General features: G+C 41.0%; 16 protein-coding genes. 5 read left to right on the top strand and 11 right to left on the bottom strand.

Annotated features, from left to right (window positions below; genetic code table 11):
• Positions 1-5 precede the first annotated feature (5 nt).
• Complete coding sequence (yeiB, locus tag M1F03_RS13465; RefSeq protein ID WP_251464541.1) at positions 6-1,178, top strand: DUF418 domain-containing protein YeiB; 1,173 nt, start codon at positions 6-8, stop codon at positions 1,176-1,178.
• Between the two features lie 46 nt (positions 1,179-1,224).
• On the opposite strand, the gene sanA is transcribed toward yeiB, so the two are convergent.
• The 5 genes from sanA to M1F03_RS13440 all read right to left on the bottom strand — a co-directional run bounded on the left by sanA (position 1,225) and on the right by M1F03_RS13440 (position 7,006).
• Positions 1,225-1,926 (bottom strand): outer membrane permeability protein SanA, encoded by a 702-nt coding sequence (gene sanA / locus M1F03_RS13460; RefSeq protein WP_251464540.1) that lies wholly within the window; start codon positions 1,924-1,926, stop codon positions 1,225-1,227.
• A gap of 93 nt (positions 1,927-2,019) precedes the next feature.
• The gene (locus M1F03_RS13455; protein ID WP_196714056.1) at positions 2,020-2,781 is read right to left on the bottom strand and encodes an IclR family transcriptional regulator; all 762 of its coding nucleotides are present in this window, start codon (positions 2,779-2,781) and stop codon (positions 2,020-2,022) included.
• Positions 2,782-2,914: 133 nt separating this feature from the next.
• Positions 2,915-4,411 carry a CoA-acylating methylmalonate-semialdehyde dehydrogenase gene (locus M1F03_RS13450; RefSeq protein WP_251464539.1) on the bottom strand — a complete coding sequence of 499 codons (1,497 nt, stop codon included), beginning with the start codon at positions 4,409-4,411 and terminating at the stop codon, positions 2,915-2,917.
• A gap of 25 nt (positions 4,412-4,436) precedes the next feature.
• A complete protein-coding gene (locus tag M1F03_RS13445; protein WP_251464538.1) occupies positions 4,437-5,594 on the bottom strand; it encodes an iron-containing alcohol dehydrogenase in 1,158 nt (385 codons plus the stop codon).
• A 17-nt stretch (positions 5,595-5,611) separates the two neighbouring features.
• Positions 5,612-7,006 (bottom strand): GntP family permease, encoded by a 1,395-nt coding sequence (locus M1F03_RS13440; protein WP_154622700.1) that lies wholly within the window; start codon positions 7,004-7,006, stop codon positions 5,612-5,614.
• A gap of 631 nt (positions 7,007-7,637) precedes the next feature.
• Here M1F03_RS13440 and M1F03_RS13435 point away from each other — a divergent pair.
• Positions 7,638-8,450 (top strand): MurR/RpiR family transcriptional regulator, encoded by an 813-nt coding sequence (locus M1F03_RS13435; RefSeq protein WP_163862702.1) that lies wholly within the window; start codon positions 7,638-7,640, stop codon positions 8,448-8,450.
• 37 nt (positions 8,451-8,487) lie between these two features.
• Positions 8,488-9,276 (top strand): sulfite exporter TauE/SafE family protein, encoded by a 789-nt coding sequence (locus tag M1F03_RS13430; protein ID WP_318840139.1) that lies wholly within the window; start codon positions 8,488-8,490, stop codon positions 9,274-9,276.
• A gap of 14 nt (positions 9,277-9,290) precedes the next feature.
• Here M1F03_RS13430 and M1F03_RS13425 read toward each other — a convergent pair whose 3' ends face one another.
• The 6 genes from M1F03_RS13425 to metG all read right to left on the bottom strand — a co-directional run bounded on the left by M1F03_RS13425 (position 9,291) and on the right by metG (position 17,672).
• Entirely contained in the window at positions 9,291-10,124 is an 834-nt protein-coding gene (locus tag M1F03_RS13425; RefSeq protein ID WP_163862698.1) for a rhomboid family intramembrane serine protease, read from the bottom strand.
• Between the two features lie 479 nt (positions 10,125-10,603).
• Positions 10,604-12,301: an NAD-dependent malic enzyme gene (locus M1F03_RS13420; RefSeq protein ID WP_154622547.1), complete on the bottom strand. Its 1,698-nt coding sequence runs from the start codon at positions 12,299-12,301 to the stop codon at positions 10,604-10,606.
• A gap of 861 nt (positions 12,302-13,162) precedes the next feature.
• Positions 13,163-14,050, bottom strand: a complete 888-nt coding sequence (cdd, locus tag M1F03_RS13415) for a cytidine deaminase (RefSeq protein WP_196714060.1) — start codon at positions 14,048-14,050, stop codon at positions 13,163-13,165.
• A gap of 276 nt (positions 14,051-14,326) precedes the next feature.
• Positions 14,327-15,022: a CidB/LrgB family autolysis modulator gene (locus M1F03_RS13410; protein WP_154624493.1), complete on the bottom strand. Its 696-nt coding sequence runs from the start codon at positions 15,020-15,022 to the stop codon at positions 14,327-14,329.
• Positions 15,016-15,489, bottom strand: a complete 474-nt coding sequence (locus M1F03_RS13405) for a CidA/LrgA family protein (RefSeq protein WP_154624492.1) — start codon at positions 15,487-15,489, stop codon at positions 15,016-15,018. Before M1F03_RS13405 ends, M1F03_RS13410 begins: the two co-directional genes overlap by 7 nt.
• A gap of 155 nt (positions 15,490-15,644) precedes the next feature.
• A complete protein-coding gene (gene metG, locus M1F03_RS13400; RefSeq protein ID WP_251464537.1) occupies positions 15,645-17,672 on the bottom strand; it encodes a methionine--tRNA ligase in 2,028 nt (675 codons plus the stop codon).
• A gap of 360 nt (positions 17,673-18,032) precedes the next feature.
• Between metG and apbC the strand changes: the two genes are divergently transcribed.
• Together apbC and M1F03_RS13390 are read left to right on the top strand one after the other, a co-directional pair.
• Complete coding sequence (gene apbC / locus M1F03_RS13395) at positions 18,033-19,145, top strand: iron-sulfur cluster carrier protein ApbC (protein WP_154624490.1); 1,113 nt, start codon at positions 18,033-18,035, stop codon at positions 19,143-19,145.
• A 239-nt stretch (positions 19,146-19,384) separates the two neighbouring features.
• Positions 19,385-19,945 carry a LemA family protein gene (locus tag M1F03_RS13390; RefSeq protein ID WP_154624489.1) on the top strand — a complete coding sequence of 187 codons (561 nt, stop codon included), beginning with the start codon at positions 19,385-19,387 and terminating at the stop codon, positions 19,943-19,945.
• Positions 19,946-19,972 lie beyond the last annotated feature (27 nt).

Genomic DNA, 19,972 nt, shown 5'->3' with positions numbered 1-19,972 from the left:
GCATTATGGCTGTCATGGCATCGCCTGAATCCCAACAAAGGCGCATTGATAGGCTTGATGCAACGCGCGGCATTGCAATCTTAGGTATTCTATTAATGAATATTTTTGGGTTTGCTTTGCCGCAAATGGCCTATATGAATCCTGTGTATTCTCAATCGGTAAGCCAACCAGACATCCTCGTCTGGGGCGTCTTTAATCTCTTTTTCCAAGGCAAGTTTTTAGCTATTTTTTCGATTTTATTTGGTGCAACTTTGGCACTTTTACATCGTAAAGGCTATCGGTGGAATATGTGCCGTTTAGCGATCTTAGCGATTTTAGGCGTGATTCACGGTGTAGGGCTTTGGGATGGTGATATTTTACTCGCTTACGCGATTACGGGAGTAATGGCATTATTTATTTTTGAGCAGTATACACAGCAATATTTGTTAAAATTTGCCTGTTTTATTTATGTCATTGGGCTCATTATTTTATTTTTCCTTGGTATTTCGGTCGATGCAGATAACTTCTGGCGTGTGTCTGAAGAACAAGCACTCTCTGAATTTTTACAAAAAACAACGGGGGGGAGTGTTAGCCTGCTATATCGAGCACGATCTGTACTCAACATGCTCGAAATGCTATTTATTCAATATGGTTGGCAGTTACTTGGATTAATGATAATAGGGTTTTTATTAATCCGTAATGGATGGTTATGTGGGCAATTTAGTTCGCAGCATTATCGACGTATGGCCATTTTATTGATCACACCGGCTTTGTTGGTGCAAATTTTGTCACTTTATCTACAAAGTCAATTTGGTTGGGGGTATTTTGCTACCTCGATTGTCGGCTATATTATTAATGAATTGATGATCCCGCTACAATCACTAGGGTATATTGCGCTAGTTTATGGTTTCTGGGAAAGTATAAAAACGTGTGTCATTGCTAAGATGTTGCAATGTACAGGGCGTATGGCATTAAGTAATTATTTATTGCAAACCCTTATTTGTACAACGATTTTTTATCATTTGAGTTACTTTAATAAGTTTTCTCGACTCGAGTTATTAGCGTTTATTGTGCCAATATGGCTAATCAACTTACTGTTTTCTTATTATTGGTTACACTTTTTCACGCAAGGCCCAATCGAATGGGGATGGCGCAAACTGACTGACACCATATCCAATTGCTTAGAAAGCCCGAAATAAGCATTTAGGCAGTTATGTTTGATAACTGCCTAATGAATAAAGAGGATTAAATTTTATTTACTTCATCGGGTGAAACGGCAGGATAACCCTTCATTCCTTCAGACATTTTGATTGGTGCAGGAATGGATTCTTGTTCCCCTAGAAACTTAGGCTCACGATTTAAAATATAGAGATCAGCCAACGCCCCTAACCGTGCAAATACTTCACGTACTCTTACCTTAAACATGGCTTTTGGCGTTGGTACAGCTAAACACTGTGCATCGATACCTTTATGTTTAGCAATAAATAAGGCTCTTTCACAATGAAAGCGCTGAGTGATAATCGTGAAATTATCCGTATCAAATACTTTGCGAGTACGAACAACAGAATCTAACGTTCTAAAACCTGCAAAATCGAGAACAATTTTAGAGGCGGGAACACCGGCCTTGATTAAATCTTTGCGCATGGTAATCGGTTCATTGTAACTATGAGCGCCATTATCACCACTTAGCAGTAAATATTTTACTTTTCCGCTATGGTAAGCATCTGCGGCACCTTGGATTCGGTAGTGGTAGTATAAATTTTGAGCGCCTGTCGAATAATATTTCGATGTCCCTAAAACCATCCCGACATCACGTGCGGGCAGCTCTTCAACTTTTTCATAGATATAAGGGGCAGTTTCCCAAGCGATCCAGCGGTCAAGTAAAATAATAGTGACTAAAGTTATCCCTAAAATAGTTATTAGACCATAAAGCAGACGTTTCCTCATTGTCCTTGCCTTCATAATAATAGTCGTAATGATAAGGCTACTTGACTTAAATGGGGGAAGCAAGTTGAGCAACGTAAAATCCTGTCAATAGATTTAACAGTGTTCGAGTTGGCTCAGCGCAAGTGCCGATTGTTGCATTACAGGAACATGTTCAAGTAGAGATCCTAGAGGGGTTCGAATTGATGGTGCATGCGTATAAATGCAAGCAATTAACCGATTCTTCTCATCTTTTACAGGTACTGCACAGGCTACCATCCCATCAATAAACTCTTCATTATCCGTACTGATTTGAGTTTGAGCGATTTTATCGAGTTGAGCATTTAATTCAAACATGTCAACTAGCGTATTGCGTGTCATTTGATGAATAGGGAGGGCTTTTAACAAGCTTTGTCGTTTGGCTTCGCTAAGGCTTGCAAGGTACAGCTTACCACTGGCTGTACACCAAAGCGGCGTACGACTGCCTTCCGGTAAGTTAATTTGTAGTGGCCAATTGGTTTGAATTCTTTCGTAGTACAGCATTTCTAAGCCATTCGGCACTGAAATTCCACAGGTTTCATTGATATTGTTTGCCAGTGTTCTCAGTATGACTTGGCGTGCAGACTTAAAACGAACACTATTCCAAACACCTTGCGATATCTGGAGTAAGCGATTTCCCGGTTCCCAAAGCCCTCTTAAATTCATTTGTAGATAACCATCTTGCTTAAGTTGAGCAAGAAGACGATGAACAGTCGGTTTAGGGATAGCCAGATCATGAGCAATATCAGCAGGTGAAAGAGGATTATCAGATTTTGCAATGTGCTCCAAAATGGCCAAAACGCGTGTTACGGCTGAACTTTTATCATGCTGTGTATTCAATAGACGGTTTCTCTTAACATAAATTTTTTTGCCATGGTGGCATTATCGCAGGTGTGAAGCAAGAGTGATAGAGGGAAGGAGGGAAGAAAATAGCCTCTCATCAAGCAAAAGATGAGAAGCTATGCGTTAAATTTTACTTCATTGTCGGCATTGAAAACTCAGCGCCTTCACGTAAGTTTGCTGAAGGCCAACGCTGAGTAATTGTTTTACGGCGGGTATAGAAACGGACACCATCTGGCCCATAAGCGTGCAGGTCACCAAATAGTGAATTTTTCCACCCCCCAAAGCTATGATAGGCAACTGGTACAGGTAATGGAATATTGATCCCAACCATGCCCACTTGGATATAGTCTGCAAAATAATTCGCTGCCTCACCATCACGGGTATAAATACAAGTACCATTACCATATTCATGCTCATTAATAATATCCATGGCTTCTTGCATCGATTTAGCGCGGATCACTTGCAGAACTGGGCCAAAAATTTCAGCTTGATAGCTATCCATAGCGGTGGTGACGTTATCGATAAGTGTAGCGCCAACAAAGAAGCCGTTTTCATGGCCTGCTACCTTGGCAGTTCGTCCATCGACAATAATTTTTGCCCCTTGCTTTTCTGCACTAGTGATATGCCCAATGACTTTTTGTTGATGTTCTCGAGTGATAACGGGGCCGAAATCGTTATGTTTATCACTGTAAACTCCCATTTTTAGGGTAGACATCCGTTCTTGTAACTGACTGACCAACTCATCAGCGATTTCATCACCAATGGCAACAGCCACGGATAAAGCCATACAGCGCTCACCCGATGATCCAAAAGCAGCACCTAAGAGTGAGTTAACCACGTTTTCCATATCGGCATCTGGCATAACAATGGCATGGTTTTTAGCGCCTCCGAGAGCTTGGCAACGTTTGCCATGTGCCGTAGCTGTTGCATAAATGTATTGTGCAACAGGGGTTGAACCAACAAAGCTAACAGCTTTGACGCGTTTATCAGTCAATAACGTATCAACAGCTTCTTTATCACCATTAACAATATTAAAGACCCCATCAGGTAAACCTGCTTCTTTTAGCAGTTGGCCTATATATAGGGTGGCGCTTGGGTCACGCTCTGAAGGTTTCAAGACAAAGGTATTCCCGCAAACGAGTGCTAATGGATACATCCATAATGGCACCATCGCAGGGAAATTAAAGGGGGTGATCCCAGCGACAACCCCTAGAGGTTGGAAATCACTCCACGAATTAATGCCAGGCCCCACATTTTTGCTAAACTCACCTTTTAAGAGCTCTGGTGCACTGCAAGCATATTCGACGTTTTCAATGCCTCTTTGTAACTCACCGGCAGCATCGTGCACAATTTTACCGTGCTCTTGACCTATTAATCGACAAATCTCATCGGCACGCTCTTCGAGTAACTGTTTATAACGAAACATGATGCGTGCACGTTTCATCGGGGGTGTATCGCGCCATTGTGGGAATGCTTTGTGAGCCGCATCGATTGCATCTTCGACGGTAGCTTTTGGTGCGATAGCGACCTGACGGCTCACTTCTCCGGTAGCTGGATTATAAATATCTTGTAAGCGTGAATGGGTTTCATTGATTGCACCATGAATGAGGTGTCCGACGATATTCATTTTATTTCTCCAATTAATTCAGTTTTTAATCCCAAAGTTGTGTGTAGATAGCGATCATTTCATCAACAGTTGGAACTCGCGGATTATTACCTGGTGAACCTGAGGCTTCCGCTTGTTTTGCCATGGTGTCGACAACTGAGAAAAAATGTTGCTTATCAATGCCAAATTCCGCTGGTGTTGGAACAGAAAGTTCGTTGTTGAGTTCGACAAGGGTATTAATCAGCTTTTCGCAGGCGACATCATCGCTATCTGTCTCTTGTGCAAAGGTTAATGTACGGGCACATGTCGCATAGCGTGCTTTTGCTGCATTTAATGAAAAGCGAGTGACGGCAGGAAGTAACATGGCATTAGAAAGACCATGTGGAACATGAAAAAAGGCACCAATAGGGCGGCTCATACCATGTACGAGTGCTACGGAAGCATTAGAAAAAGCAACGCCAGCAAGTGTTGAGCCTAGCATCATGGCTTCACGAGCCTGTTTATCGTTACCATTATGATAAACTTTACGTAAATTAGGGCCGATGAGCTTCATGGCACACAGCGCTTGGCTGTCTGAATATAAATTCGCCTTACGGCTTACATAAGCTTCGATGGCATGTGTCATTGCATCGATACCCGTATCAGCTGTTGTTCTGGCAGGAACACTCAGTGTTAAATTGTAATCAACGATAGCGGCGATGGGCATAAAACCGGTGCCCATACACATTAGTTTTTCATCCGTTTTCTCATCCGTAATGATGGTGACTCTGGTACATTCGGAGCCTGTTCCCGCCGTCGTAGGAATAGCAACAATGGGAAGACCTTGCTCCTCGACTTGTCGAGGAAACCGGTATTCATTGATAACCCCCCCCAATTTACCGATCACTGCAATTGCTTTTGCACTGTCGATTGGGCTGCCACCCCCAAGTGCAACGACAGCATCAAAATCGGCACTTCGGACTTTATCAATACCGGCTTGAATAGAGGCCGCAGTCGGTTCAGGAACGGTGTCTGAATAGACATCACTTTCAATACCTGCCTGAGATAATATCGATTGTAAATCACTCAGGTAACCGAGCTTAACCATCATCTTATCTGTTACAATCAAAGGTTTACGGCAATTTAGGCCTTGTAAAATATTCGGTAGACGCTTGATTGAATTATGACCAATTTCAAGTGTTCTTGGTAGCACAATCGTAGACATAACCATTTCCTTTTGTTTTAGAATGAGCCAAATATTGAGCCAAGGGAGATAACAGCAATGAGTCCTAACAGACTGCCAATGACGGTCACCATGAAAATATCGAGATAGGAACGTTTGTGAGTTAGACCGCAGATAGCAAGTAGTGAAATCACCGCGCCGTTGTGCGGTAAGGTATCAAGACCGCCAGAAGCCATAGCTGCAACTCGGTGTAGTAATTCAGGAGAGATGCCTGTTGCTTCAGCAAGTTGTAAAAAGTGTTCCCCCATCATACTAAGAGCGATACTCAAGCCACCGGAAGCGGAACCTGTTGTACCGACAAGCATGCTAATGACAATTGTTTCGGAAATTAGCACATTGCCAGCGGAGATACTGAGTAAATAATTACTGATTACGGCAAATGCCGCGAGCGAGGCGATGACTGCACCATATCCAACTTCTGACGCGGTATTGAAAATAGGTAATAACGAACCCATCACACCTTTGTTCATGGTTTCTTTCAAATCTTTCCAGCGTGACCAATTCAGTAAAATGATCGTGACACAAGAAAGTACCAGCGCGCCGATAATCGCCCACAAGCCTAAAACGCTATTTAAGCTGGCATGTCCATATTTAGCATCAGAGAGGTATTCGGTATTCATTAGAGGAATGAGTTTGCTGAGTGCATAGTTACTGGAGACAACTAATACGATTGGCAACAGGGCTTTCCATAGTGCAGGTAAATGATGGTGTTCATCATCAGTATGCTTTTCTGGTGCATGATAAATATCCCCGTAGCCTTCTGCGGCATGTTTGGCTTTACGGACACGATAGCTCAACCAGCCATAGCCAGCCGCAAACATCACGGCAGAACCAATCAAGCCAAGACCGGGAGCCGCGAAAGCATCGGTTCCAAAAAATGGCATAGGAATGGTGTTTTGAATCGCAGGCGTTCCTGGTAAAGCAGTCATCGTAAAGCTGAGTGAGCCAAGGGCAATAGCACCAGGGATCAGGCGTTTAGGAATAGCGGCAGCATGAAAAATTGCAGCTGCAATAGGGAAGATAGCAAAGCCAACCACAAATAATGAGACCCCACCGTAAGTCAAGATACTGCAAGTAATAACGACGGCGAGTAGCGCACGGTGACCACCTAATTTTTTGACCAATGAATAGGCGATAGATTGAGCTGAGCCTGAATCATCCATCAACTTCCCAAAGACGGCACCCAGTAAAAACAATGGAAAATACTTTATGACATAGCCGCCTAGACCAGTCATAAAGACCTGTGTGTAGACACCAAATAAGTGTGTGATATCTCCACTCATCACCACAGCAAATAGCGCTAGGATAGGAGCGAGCAGTAAAACGCTTACGCCACGGTAAGCAAAATACATCAACATCAGTAGGGAAAGAATAATACCTAGGATACTCAACATAACCGTTTCTCCAGTGTTATTAATCGCAGGCTGATTATTAGGATTCTATTTTTATCGGCCGCAAAATAATCTTTTTGTTAATCTGTATCGTTAGTTGATATGAATTGTATTAATAGATGAGATAATTGTAATGAGCAAATGGATTCGGAGAGAAAAGAAAAGAAAAACTGTCTGGATCACAGAAAAGTTAACAAATCGTTAATAACTCGTGATTGAGATCGCAAACAGCTATTGAAGGAAATTTGAGATAAAAATGGCATCCGCATTGATTGCGATGAAGAGGAGTACGCAAGTTAGGAGAAAAAGAAATTTTTTTGGTGTTTAAATCAAAGCTCATTATTTGTTCTGTTTATAAAATATAATGCTTTTGGAGATAATATACGTTTCTAGCTGAAAATATTGTGAGGGCTTATTTGTCAGAGTCAGAGCGATGAAAGGCAGCATAATCACGACATTTAGATATTCTACTTATATAAAAATATTATTCGTATTTTAGTATAAAAAATCGCGTCTTAATCTCAGGGGTAGACTAAATAAAGTAATTAAAATCATAATATTAAGAAAAAGAGTATTGGACTTGTTGCTATGTCAAAACTGGTTTTTTTGATAAAAATAACAAGAAGGAATAGGTATGTCGACAATGAGGGTAAAGTTGGAATGTTTACTCACTAGGGGAAAAGGCACTGAACAACGTATCGCCAGTTTTTTGTTAGATAGCAGTCATATGAGCCATCTTGCAATGAATGTTGCTGAACTTGCTCAGGCAGCGGGTGTCAGTAGTGCATCGGTGATTCGTTTTGCTCGTCAAATGGGTTATCGTGGGTATCCCGAGTTTAAGGTCGATTACTTATCTGATGAAAAACAACATAGAATAAAAAACGAGTATAGTAATCTAACCTATTATGATGATACAAATCAGATCATTACTAAATCCGGCCAAATGTTTACTGTGGCTATTGAAAAGTCATTAGAGTTACTTGAACCTAAAATAGTGGATCGTATTGCGCAACAGATGGTTGCCGCAAAACGTGTCGTGTTATTGGGAATTGGCTCTTCGACTATTGTTGCGAATGATATTTTTCATAAACTGATTAATGCAAATAAAGATGTTTTATTTAGTCCAGACCTCTATATGCAACTTAGCTATTCAGTTAATTTGAATGCGCATGATCTTGTGATTGCAGTCACTGCAACGGGTAATAAGCCCGATATGAATGGCATGCTAAAAACAGCTAAACAAAAAGGTTGTACCATCGTGGCGATAACCCGTTTTGGGCAAGATGAATCGGCACGTTTAGCGGATATAGTACTGCCTTATTTCTATGATGAACAGCCTTCTCAACTTGGCATAATCACACCTCAAATTTTGCAAATGGTCGTATTCGACACTTTATTTTTTAAATACTTAACGCTCGTTAATCAAGATATAAATAACGTATCATAGAAGAAATGATGAGCGTTTATGTAAAGCAGGATAAGGTATCGTGATTTTAACTGAATTAGCCATCGGTGCATTGATTGGTTTAATTATTAGTACAACTGGCGTCGGTGGTGGTGTGATCGTTTTGCCCATCTTGACTTATTTTTTTGGGCTTAATGCATTAGCCGCTGTTGCAACGGCTAATTTTCTGTCGATGTTGATGAAGGTATCATCCTCGTATATGCATTTTCGATTAGGGAATATCCCATTAAAGGGCGCGGCTATTGTGTTAGCAATTATGTTGCCAAGCACATTTTTGTCGAGCTTATTGGTTGCTTGGTTAGGAAGTTTCCCTGAATATCAAAAGACGGTTGAATGGGCAATTAACCTACTTGTTGTTGCCGCAATTATTTTTTCATTGTATTTATTTGTTCATCGAATGTTTTATGCTGCACCGATTCAAAAAAATATTGCTCAAGGAAATCCATTTCAAACAATGGCATTACCAGCGGTAATTGCGGGAATCGTACTTGGTGCAACGGGGGTTGGTGGGGGCATTGTCGTTTTACCGATGTTGTTGCGTTATATGCAATTAAATATTAAGCAAGCTATTGGAACTTCAATTGTTGTTACAACAGTCTTATCGGGCGCTTCTGCATTGGCTTATGCCCAAAATGGGTATACAAATCTCAAATTGGCGCTAACTTTGTGTATCGGTGCATTATTGGTGATGCCATTAGCTAAATATTTATTAATCAAGCTGTCAGAAAGAGCTTTTCAATATATGACATTGTTGCTGATATTATGTAGCGCAATTATGATGACCCTAAAAGCGATCATGCAGGCATGATCTCCTTTAATACTTTATTTATGTGCCATGTGAAGTTCTTTATTGATCTCTTGATAAATAAATTGACGTTCATACAGTAAATTTTCATCTGTAGAAAATGAAAAAGAGTGGATCGCTAACGCAAGCAGGAGCACGGCAATAACCGTGATGCTAACACTCGTCATCGCTGACTTTTTGGACACTAAAACATAGCCGATACTGATTAGTGCACCAATAATAGCCCCTCCAATATGGGCAGCATTATCAACACCAGATTGCAAACCATTTACCAGCGTTAATGCGATCATTGCAATAATATTATAGAGTTGGCGCTTTTGCTTTGAGTGTATGACAGGGTGAGGGTGTGGCTTATTAATCGCTTTTAGCAAATAGATGACGGATGCAGCCGCAAGCCCCATAATTGCACCGGAAGCACCTACACCAATGATGATATAAACCGTATTGTCTGACCATATTTGATTGTTTATCGTGTCGTAATATTGCCAATAGGCGCTAAATAGCGCCGCTCCGACACCTGAGATAATATAAATAGCTAATACTTTTAATTTACCATAAGCACGTTCACATTCTATGCCAATCACAAATAACGCTAAGCAGTTAAAAGCTAAATGCATCCCGTTTGAATGTAATATCATACTAATAGGGTAGCGCCACCAATCTCCGGTTAATGATAATTGGTAAACATTCGCACCAAACAGTATTAAGTTATTTTCCCGTGATTCAAGGGGAGAAGCGAAAGCAATTTGATAGAAATAGACGGCAATATTCAGCAGGACAAGGATCAGCGTGAGAGCCATTGCCCGTAGGAAAGAGCGTGATTTTAGTGTATGCCTTTGTTGTCCTATCATCTCAACTCCCCCTCTTTAAAGATAACGATCTTAATAAAAATACGGCGGTATATCACGGCTATTTTATGATGAAAAGCATCATTAGCACAGCAAAGTACATACGTAATGAATTTAAATTTAAGTCGGCTCAAGAATTAGAGAAAGAAGTATGAGATTTAGACGTTATATATGAATCAATCATTATGCGCTAACGACGTTAAAAAACATTTCTCTTTTTTATTCTTACCCAATAAACGTTTTAATTAAATTCAGTGATTTTTCTTTTTCTACTAGAAGGATAGCGATATTGATGAACATAACATGATGGATCATTATTCAGTACAAATAGGTATAATGAGATCTTATGATGACAAATAACAACTCATCAATAAATGAATGCCAATATTCACTCACTGAGACATGAAAGCTATTTTTAGGTTGATGATAAAAGATAATTATTGGTGGAATTATCTAGGGCACCTTAAGGTGCCCTTATTATCTTAGAATGAAGTCCGTTTATAAGTCCGGTATTCAGGTTTCCAGAAGTTACGCTCGATCGCTTCATCTAATGCACTATCTGATGTTACTGTTGCAACACCTTGCACTTGAGCTTCTTTAGCGACTTGTTTTGCTATAATGCGTGACACTTGTTGGATATCAGACAATAGTGGTAACAGTGGGCCTTCACCTTCTTTTGCCAGTGGTGAACACTCAGCTAATGCACGGCTTGCTGCCATCAACATTGCTTCTGTGACACGTTTTGCACCTGACGCGATAACGCCAAGGCCAATACCTGGGAAGATGTAGGAGTTGTTACACTGAGCAATTGGGAAGATTTTCTCTTTATAAGAAACTGGCGAGAATGGGCTTCCTGTTGCGACCAATGCTTTACCGTCTGTCCAATTAATAATATCTTCTGGGCGGGCTTCTACTCGTGATGTTGGGTTAGAGAGTGGCATCACGATAGGACGTTCACAGTGTTTATGCATCTCTTTGATGATCTCTTCTGTAAACAGACCGGCTTGGCCAGACACACCGATTAGGATCGTTGGTTTTGCATTACGTACGACATCCAATAAAGAGATAGAATCGCTATTGACATCCCAATCGCTTAAATGATTGCTGTTTTGGGTTAGTTTGCTTTGGAAATCAAGCAGATTAGGCAGTTTATCAGTCAATAAACCAAAACGGTCAACCATGTAAATGCGTGAACGCGCTTGTTCATCACTTAGCCCTTCAGATTTCATCTGAGCAATGATTTGCTCGGCGATACCGCAGCCAGCAGAGCCTGCACCTAAAAAGGTAACGCGTTGATCACTTAATTTACTGCCCGCAGCATGGCTGGCTGCAATTAAGCTTCCCAATGTGACAGCCGCAGTACCTTGAATATCATCATTAAAGCAGCAAAGCTCATCGCGATAGCGATTGAGCAATGGCATGGCATTTTTTTGTGCAAAATCTTCAAATTGCAATAAAACATTTGGCCAACGACGTTTCACCGCTTGAATAAACTCATCGATAAACTGGTCGTATTCTTCACCAGTAATACGTGGATGGCGCCATCCCATATATAGAGGATCATTGAGGCGTTGTGGATTATTGGTTCCCACATCAATGACAATTGGTAATGTATACGCTGGGCTAATACCACCACAGGCGGTGTAAAGTGAGAGCTTGCCGATAGGGATACCCATACCACCAATGCCTTGGTCGCCTAAACCTAAAATACGCTCACCGTCAGTGACAACGATCACTTTAACATTTTGTTTGGTGGCATTTTGCAGCATATCATCAATATATTCACGGTTTGGATAAGAGATGAATAAACCACGTGCACGGCGATAGATATCAGAGAAATGTTCACACGCTTCACCAACAGTAGGGGTATAAATGATTGGCATCACTTCTGTAAGATGGGCATCAATCAAGCGATAAAACAAGGTCTCGTTGGTATCTTGAATATTTCTTAAGTAAATGTGCTTATCGATGTCAGTTTTGAAATCAATTAATTGGCGATAGGCACGCTCAACTTGTTCTTCAATAGTTTCAACTTGCTCTGGCAGTAGGCCATAAAGGTTAAAGCTAGCGCGTTCTTCTTCACTAAAAGCACTTCCTTTGTTTAGCAAAGGAAACTCGAGCAGGATAGGGCCTGCATAAGGAATGTACAGAGGGCGTTTTGTTTCGTATTCATGTTCCATGAAATATCACTCTTCGGACGATTAAAAAACAACAGTCGGGATAGATCCTAAGGCAAACAAAAAATATGTACAGTGATTATTGATACAAAGAGTTAAAATAAATGTTAATTTATATTATTTGCATAATAAACAATATAATAGAAGACTTAAACCAAAAGGGAAATTGTACGACTTAAAGGGTAAGGATAACCTAGGATGCTTAGCGCCAGCACAGTGCGCTTAAGAGGAGTCAAAAGCACCAAAAAAGCGACGAACAGTGGAAACGAGCAATAGGGCTCAAATAATAAAGTGCGATGCCTTGTGCTACATTAACGTATATATTTATTTAAAATATTGTCATTAGCTTTCAATAATGAATGACGATAATAGGTTGCTAAATATCTGAAGCATAAAATATGCATATTGATAAATAGAATTTAAAGGCGTGATAAAGTTAATTTATTCGTAGAGAATATAGCGATATTAAAATAAAGTATGATAATGTCAAACTACGTTATTCATTGAATTTTATCTACGACCACTGTCTATCGGTTTGATACAGGCTTGTTTTGCGATTACTGCCATTGATGATATCTCAATAGTTAAAAGGCAGAATGGTTAATCGATCGTTTATCAAGGCTTAAAGATAAGAAGAGGAGGTTGATAATTCTCAAAATATAATGGCATATTGATTTGATATGTCGATTATAGCCGCATTTAATTTTTTTTTGGTGTTTTTACGCTATATCGAAATACACGTATGATGAGATGTGCTTATATTTTAAGTATGTTGATCTTCTCTTGATTTTATTATCGATTGTTAAAGTCGATATGAATAAAACTGCCGCTATTTTATTTGGCGGCAGTTAAAAAGATAAACAATTAATCGAGATAAATGACCTCTTTTTGCTGGCAACCGAGCGCCTGCAATGTATTTTCAGTTATACACCACTGCTTAACGATGGCATCTTGTTTTTCAACTAACACCGCTTGTTCAATGGCATGCATATCTTTACCTGCTAAATTAACCATAATCAATGCCGCTTGCAGTGGCGGTAGACTTGGGTTGAATGCGGCATTTTCGGCATAGCGGCCAGTAAATAATGAGCCATCTTTTAGCTGTAGTGCAATGCCTGAATGGGATTGACTATAAGGTGCGTGTGACTGGTTTGCAGCTTCAATAGCAGCACATAATAACCGGTTACGGCTAGGCGTACTGTAACCATGATCAACGGTATCCAGCAGTAGCGTTGTGATTTCTAAGTCAGATGGACCAAATGAATCGGGCAAGTAATCATGCAATGTTGCTGGTTGGCGTTCTGGTAAGTGGATTGCGATTTGGCCACCACCCCGTAATTCGTTCATAAACTGTCGGCAATGACCACATGGCGTATAGTTGACGGTGATCGACGCTAATTGTTTTTCGCCCTTTAACCACGCATGTGTCACCGCACACTGCTCGGCGTGGATAGTTTGAGCGATAGCGACACCACTGAACTCCATATTTGCACCGAAATACAGGTTACCACTCACACCACGGGCAATTGCGCCCACATTAAAGTGTGAAATTGGGGTAACGGCATAGGCGGCGGCGAAGGGTAATAATAAAAATGCCAGCTCGCTGTCACTATAACCGCAATCAGTTTTAATCTGATTAACGTGTTCGGCACTCAGCATCGCTTGAAAGTCAGGTGTATCAATAATAGGTCTGAGCGCAGTTTGTAACTTTTCTGGAAGTTGAGACCAAGCGGACTTAAATCTTGAATGCATGAGTTGCTCTCCTAATGACTTGCTTACATTCTATACTCAATGGCGGCGCTTTATGTTGAGGTATGGTGTTTAGCTTCCTAGCGACTCCTTTTCTCGTCGTTTAACTATACCTCGAATGATTGAGAGTATATGTAATAAGTCATACCCTCATATGTGACTATAGTCACTATTTTTGTGAAATGAATGAAACAAATTTTATAATTGAGAGATGTATCTCAAGTTTTTGATGCAAAAAAGAGTGAGAGAGGCGATAAGCCTCTCTTCGTTGTATTGAGTCTAGCCGAAAAGATGAAGTATGACAGGGAAGATAAACGGGGCGAGTAAGGATGTAATAATCCCACAGGTCATTAATGCTAAAGAACTATAAGCACCTTCAATATAATTAATTTCTGCACAACGAGCTGTTCCTAAAGCATGAGACGCTGTGCCCATAGCCAGTCCTCGTGAGGCATGTGTTCGAATACGTAAAGCATCGAACAATGAATGGCCAAACATAGCACCTAACATCCCAACAAAAATGACGCAAGCTGCACTAATCGCGGGAATACCACCAATAGAATCAGCAACAGCCATTGCAATCGGTGTTGTAACAGATTTTGGTAATACTGATGCCGCAATATCAGGTGTTGCACCTAACCATAAAGCAATGGCTGTACCAGTAAACATAGCGACTAAACTACCGGCTAAACATATGCTGAATAAAGATTTCCATTGGGCACGAATTTGATGCATTTGCTCATAAAGTGGAAATGCCAATGCAACAACAGCAGGTTGCAATAGGTCATTCAGAATTTTACTGCCCGCGAAATAGTGCTCATAGGGGGTATGAGTGAAAATCAGCAATGGCACAATAATCGCTATCGCAACTAATAATGGATTCAACAGTGGGAGTTTTAATTTAACCGATAAAAACCGTGCCAGATAAAAAACAGCGATCGTTAACGGTAGTGACCACCAAATATGCTCTAACATTTGCCATTCCCCTTATCTTGCTGATTATCTGTTGGTATTTTTGTCGGTTCTTCAGGGGGAAGGGGGACCTCATCTGGCTTTGCCCCAACGATTTGACGCTCTTTATGGATGTAGTGAGAACTAAAAGCTACCACCACCATCACCACTAACGTACTGATAAAGCAGGCTACAAGAATGGGAACCAGTTGCTGACTTAATTGACTGTAGTAGTTCATGATGCCAATACCGATGGGTACGAACAGCAGTGTCATATTTTTTAGCAAAAGTGAGCAACCCGGTTGCGCCCAATGCGCAGGAATAATTTGTAAAGCGAGTAACACAAACAGTATTAACATACCGATGATGCTACCGGGAACAGAAAATGGCAGTAGTGTTGATAACAAGTTCCCAATGATTAGGCAGAGATAAAGTATGACAAAAGCACGTAAATACTGCCATCCGGTTATCAGCACTTGTTTTAATGACATGAGACCCGTCCTATTATGCTAAGTGCATTCATCATACAATTAACTTTATTATTGTGCTACAGATCACAGTTAAAAGGTGATAAAAAAAGCGGAGAATTCATCATTCTCCGCTTTTCGCTTAATAATTAACTCTTTCCAGAGTAGGTTGCGTTATTTTATTTTACTTGCATTCCTGGTTGAGCACCGCTATCAGGGCTAAGTAGGTAAATATCCTTCCCACCAGGACCCGCAGCCATCACCATACCTTCAGACATACCAAAGCGCATTTTTCGAGGTGCTAAGTTTGCCACCATGACCGTCAGTTTACCTTCTAATGCTTTCGGGTCAGGGTAGGCACTGCGAATACCAGAGAACACTTGACGCGTCTCGCCACCAATATCTAATTGTAGTTTCAATAGCTTATCAGAACCTTCAACAAAGTCAGCTTGCTTGATCAACGCAATGCGTAGATCAATTTTAGCAAAATCATCAAAGGAGATGGTTTCTTGAATTGGATCATCGGCAAGTGGACCCGTCAGGACTTTAGCGGGTTTAATACTTTCTTTAGAAGCTTCAACCATAGCATCAACCTTCGCCATTTCAATTCGGGTAAACAGCGCTTTAAAGGGTGCAACTTCATGGTCAGTCAATGGCTTTGCAATGGAATCCCATGCCAGAACAACATTGAGGAACGCTTCTGCGCGTTTTGCCAGTCCTGGTAGAATGGGTTTCAAATAAGTCATTAACACACGGAACAGATTGATACCCATTGAACAGATATCTTGTAGCTCTTGGTCTTTACCTTCTTGTTTTGCAACAACCCAAGGGGCTTTATCATCAACATAGCGGTTTGCAATATCTGCGAGTGCCATAATTTCACGCACGGCTTTACCGTATTCACGGCTTGTATAAGCCTCGCCAATAGTTTGGGCTGCATCAACAAATTGCTGATATAGTTCAGGGTCAGCCAATTTAGCTGACAGCTTCCCGCCAAAGCGCTTAGCAATAAAACCGGCATTACGTGAGGCAAGGTTAACGACTTTATTGACGATGTCACTGTTTACGCGTTGAACAAAGTCTTCTAAATTCAAGTCGATATCATCGATACGTGATGAAAGCTTGGCCGCGTAATAGTAACGTAGGCAATCGGCATCCAAATGATCAAGGTAAGAACGCGCGGTAATAAAGGTGCCGCGTGATTTAGACATTTTTGCCCCATTGACCGTCACGTAACCATGAACAAACAGGTTAGTTGGCTTACGATATTCGCTGCCTTCAAGCATTGCCGGCCAGAATAGGCTATGGAAATAAACGATATCTTTGCCGATAAAGTGATACAGATCGGTTTTTGAGTCTTTATTCCAAAACTCATCAAAATTGATATCACCCCGTTTATCACATAGGTTTTTAAACGACCCCATATAACCGATAGGGGCGTCTAGCCAAACATAAAAATATTTGCCCGGCGCATCTGGGATTTCAAAACCAAAATATGGCGCATCCCGGGTGATATCCCACTGTTGCAGTCCTGACTCAAACCACTCTTGCATTTTATTCGCAACTTGCTCTTGCAGCGCGCCTGAGCGTGTCCACGCTTGCAGCATGTCGCTAAAGGCAGGCAAATCAAAGAAGAAGTGCTCGGTATCACGCATTTCAGGTGTTGCACCAGAGACAACGGAACGCGGATTAATCAGTTCTGTCGGACTATAAGTCGCACCACAGACTTCGCAGTTATCGCCATATTGATCTTCTGCTTTACAGGTTGGGCAGGTGCCTTTGACAAAGCGATCAGGCAAGAACATGCCTTTTTCAGGATCGTAAAGCTGTGAAATAGTACGATTTTTAATAAAACCGTTATTTTTCAATTTACTGTAGATCAGCTCTGATAACTGTTTATTTTCTTCACTGTGTGTGGAGTGATAGTTATCGTAACTGATCGAAAAACCAGCAAAATCTTCCTGATGCTCTTGGTTCACTGCGGCAATCATATCTTCCGGAGAAACACCTAATTGCTGAGCTTTAAGCATGATTGGTGTGCCGTGTGCATCATCTGCACAAATAAAGTGAACCTCTTTGCCGCGCATTCGCTGATAACGGACCCAAATATCAGCCTGAATGTGCTCCAGAATATGACCGAGATGGATTGAACCGTTAGCATAGGGTAACGCACAGGTTACCAATAGTTTATTCGCGACTTGAGACATAGTAATGATCTTACTTCCGTAATTAAAAAGGGACTTTGATGTTACCCGATCACAACTTTCGCTGCTAGGGTAATAGGATATTAATTGTCAAATCAGACGAAAAAGGGTTTTTTTGCTGTTCAGTGGCTTTTAGTTAGGAAGGCGATCACTATTTTTGTGGTTCTCTGTTATGATGAACAGTAGTCAAAGTATACTCGTGATACTTCAAGTTGTAGCGTTACGTTGTGGAATGGGGATTAGCATATTCACACTAGTCTTAACACCTTCCATACGGCTAGCTTTTATTAGCCTGTTGTGAGCTGCACCTCGAATTATTTGGGGTATATCATAGTGTTAAAAATATAAAATAAAGGAGCCGGGATGAACGATAAATCCCCCGAGCAGAACAACCCAGAACTGCTGACTGAAAAAGTCTCCACTGTTTTGGCTTCATTTACACACCCAACACTGAAGCGCAATCTGATTTCTATCAAAGCATTACATCATTGCGCAATGTTGGATAATGTGTTGCATGTCGAACTCGTGATGCCATTCGTTTGGAAAGGGCCTTTTCAGGCACTGATCAGCGAAAAAACGGCAGAACTGAAACAAGTTACTGGCGCTCACGCAGTTGAATGGAAACTACGTCACGACATAACGACACTAAAACGTGCAAATGATTTAGCTGGCATTAATGGTGTGCGTAATATTTTGGCTGTGAGTTCTGGTAAAGGTGGGGTCGGTAAATCCAGTACCTCTGTCAACCTTGCGTTAGCACTAGCTCAAGAAGGGGCAAAAGTCGGTATTCTTGATGCGGATATTTATGGTCCATCGATCCCTAACATGCTGGGAACTACCATGGAGCGTCCAACATCACCAGATGGCCAGCACATGGCACCGATTATGGCATATGGCCTCGCGACAAACTCAATCGGTTATTTGGTTACTGATGACAATGCAATGGTCTGGCGTGGCCCAATGGCAAGTAAAGCGTTGATGCAAATGTTGCAAGATACATTATGGCCAGATTTAGATTATTTAGTTATCGATATGCCACCGGGTACGGGGGATATTCAGTTGACGCTGTCACAAAATATTCCGGTTACAGGTGCTGTGGTTGTGACAACGCCACAAGATATCGCGCTGGTGGATGCGATGAAAGGGATTGTGATGTTTAAGAAAGTGAATGTCCCTGTCCTTGGCATTGTGGAAAACATGAGCGCACATATCTGTAGCAATTGTGGGCATGTCGAGCCGATTTTTGGTACTGGTGGTGCAGAGAAACTCGCTGAGAAATATAACACTAAACTGTTAGGGCAAATTCCATTGCATATCTCACTGCGTGAAGACTTAGATCGTGGTCAACCAACGGTGATGCGTGACCCTGAAGGTGAATTTGCGGATATTTATCGAGAAATTGCGTCAAATATTTCGTCACTAATGTACTGGGAAGGGGATAAAATCCCAACTGAGATCTCATTCCGCGCAGTTTAATACTCTGCTTATTGTAAGGATCTATTTCAATTTAATGGGATAGATCCTTATTTTTCAGCTTACTAACACCGCTTCTTCCTGATTTAACTCATTTCGATTTTTCTGATTTATTATTTGGTTATTTCTCTATTTCATGAGGATAGCGTAGAATGCTGAATATATAATGTTTAATGAATACCTGTTAAGTTAGGGCATTAATATTGCATTTTTTTCCTATGGCGGATGCCTAAAAGGTGATTATGAAATTTTTAATTTTGATTGTCGTTTTAGTATTGATTGTTATTTACTTTTATAACCGTATTGTCGCCATGCGTGAAGCTGTTATATCGAGCGAAACTGAAATCTCAGTGCAATTAGATCGCCGTGGAAAAGTATTTGATAGTTTGCTGGCAACGGTCAAAAAATATTTAAGTCATGAGTCAGAGGTTTTCAGTAAAATTACTGAGCTGAGAACAAAAGCTCAAACCGCAACAGGTGCACAGGCGCGAGAAGCGGAAGATGCTTTATCAAAAATGGTGACCAGTGGTGCGATTAATGTTGCTGTAGAAGCCTATCCAGAGCTGAAATCAGACGCGATTATGGCCAATTTACAAGAGGAAATCGTTTCATCAGAGAATAAACTTTCGTTTGCGAAACGCGGTTATAATCGCGCATTGGAAAGCTACAAAGCGTATATTGCGTCAATGCCAGCAGCGCTTATCGTCGGCATTATTCCGAGTTTGAAAATCGATAAAGACTACTGGCGTCTTGATGAAGAAACGATTAAGAGTGAGGAAGCTCGCCGTATTAATTTTGATTAAAAACGACAATCGTTAATGATATTTGTT

This window comes from Providencia sp. PROV080, assembly GCF_033688105.1.
Lineage (GTDB): Bacteria > Pseudomonadota > Gammaproteobacteria > Enterobacterales > Enterobacteriaceae > Providencia > Providencia zhejiangensis.
The sequence above is the reverse complement of the archived record's forward strand: the minus strand, read 5'-3'. Positions and strand labels throughout refer to the sequence as shown.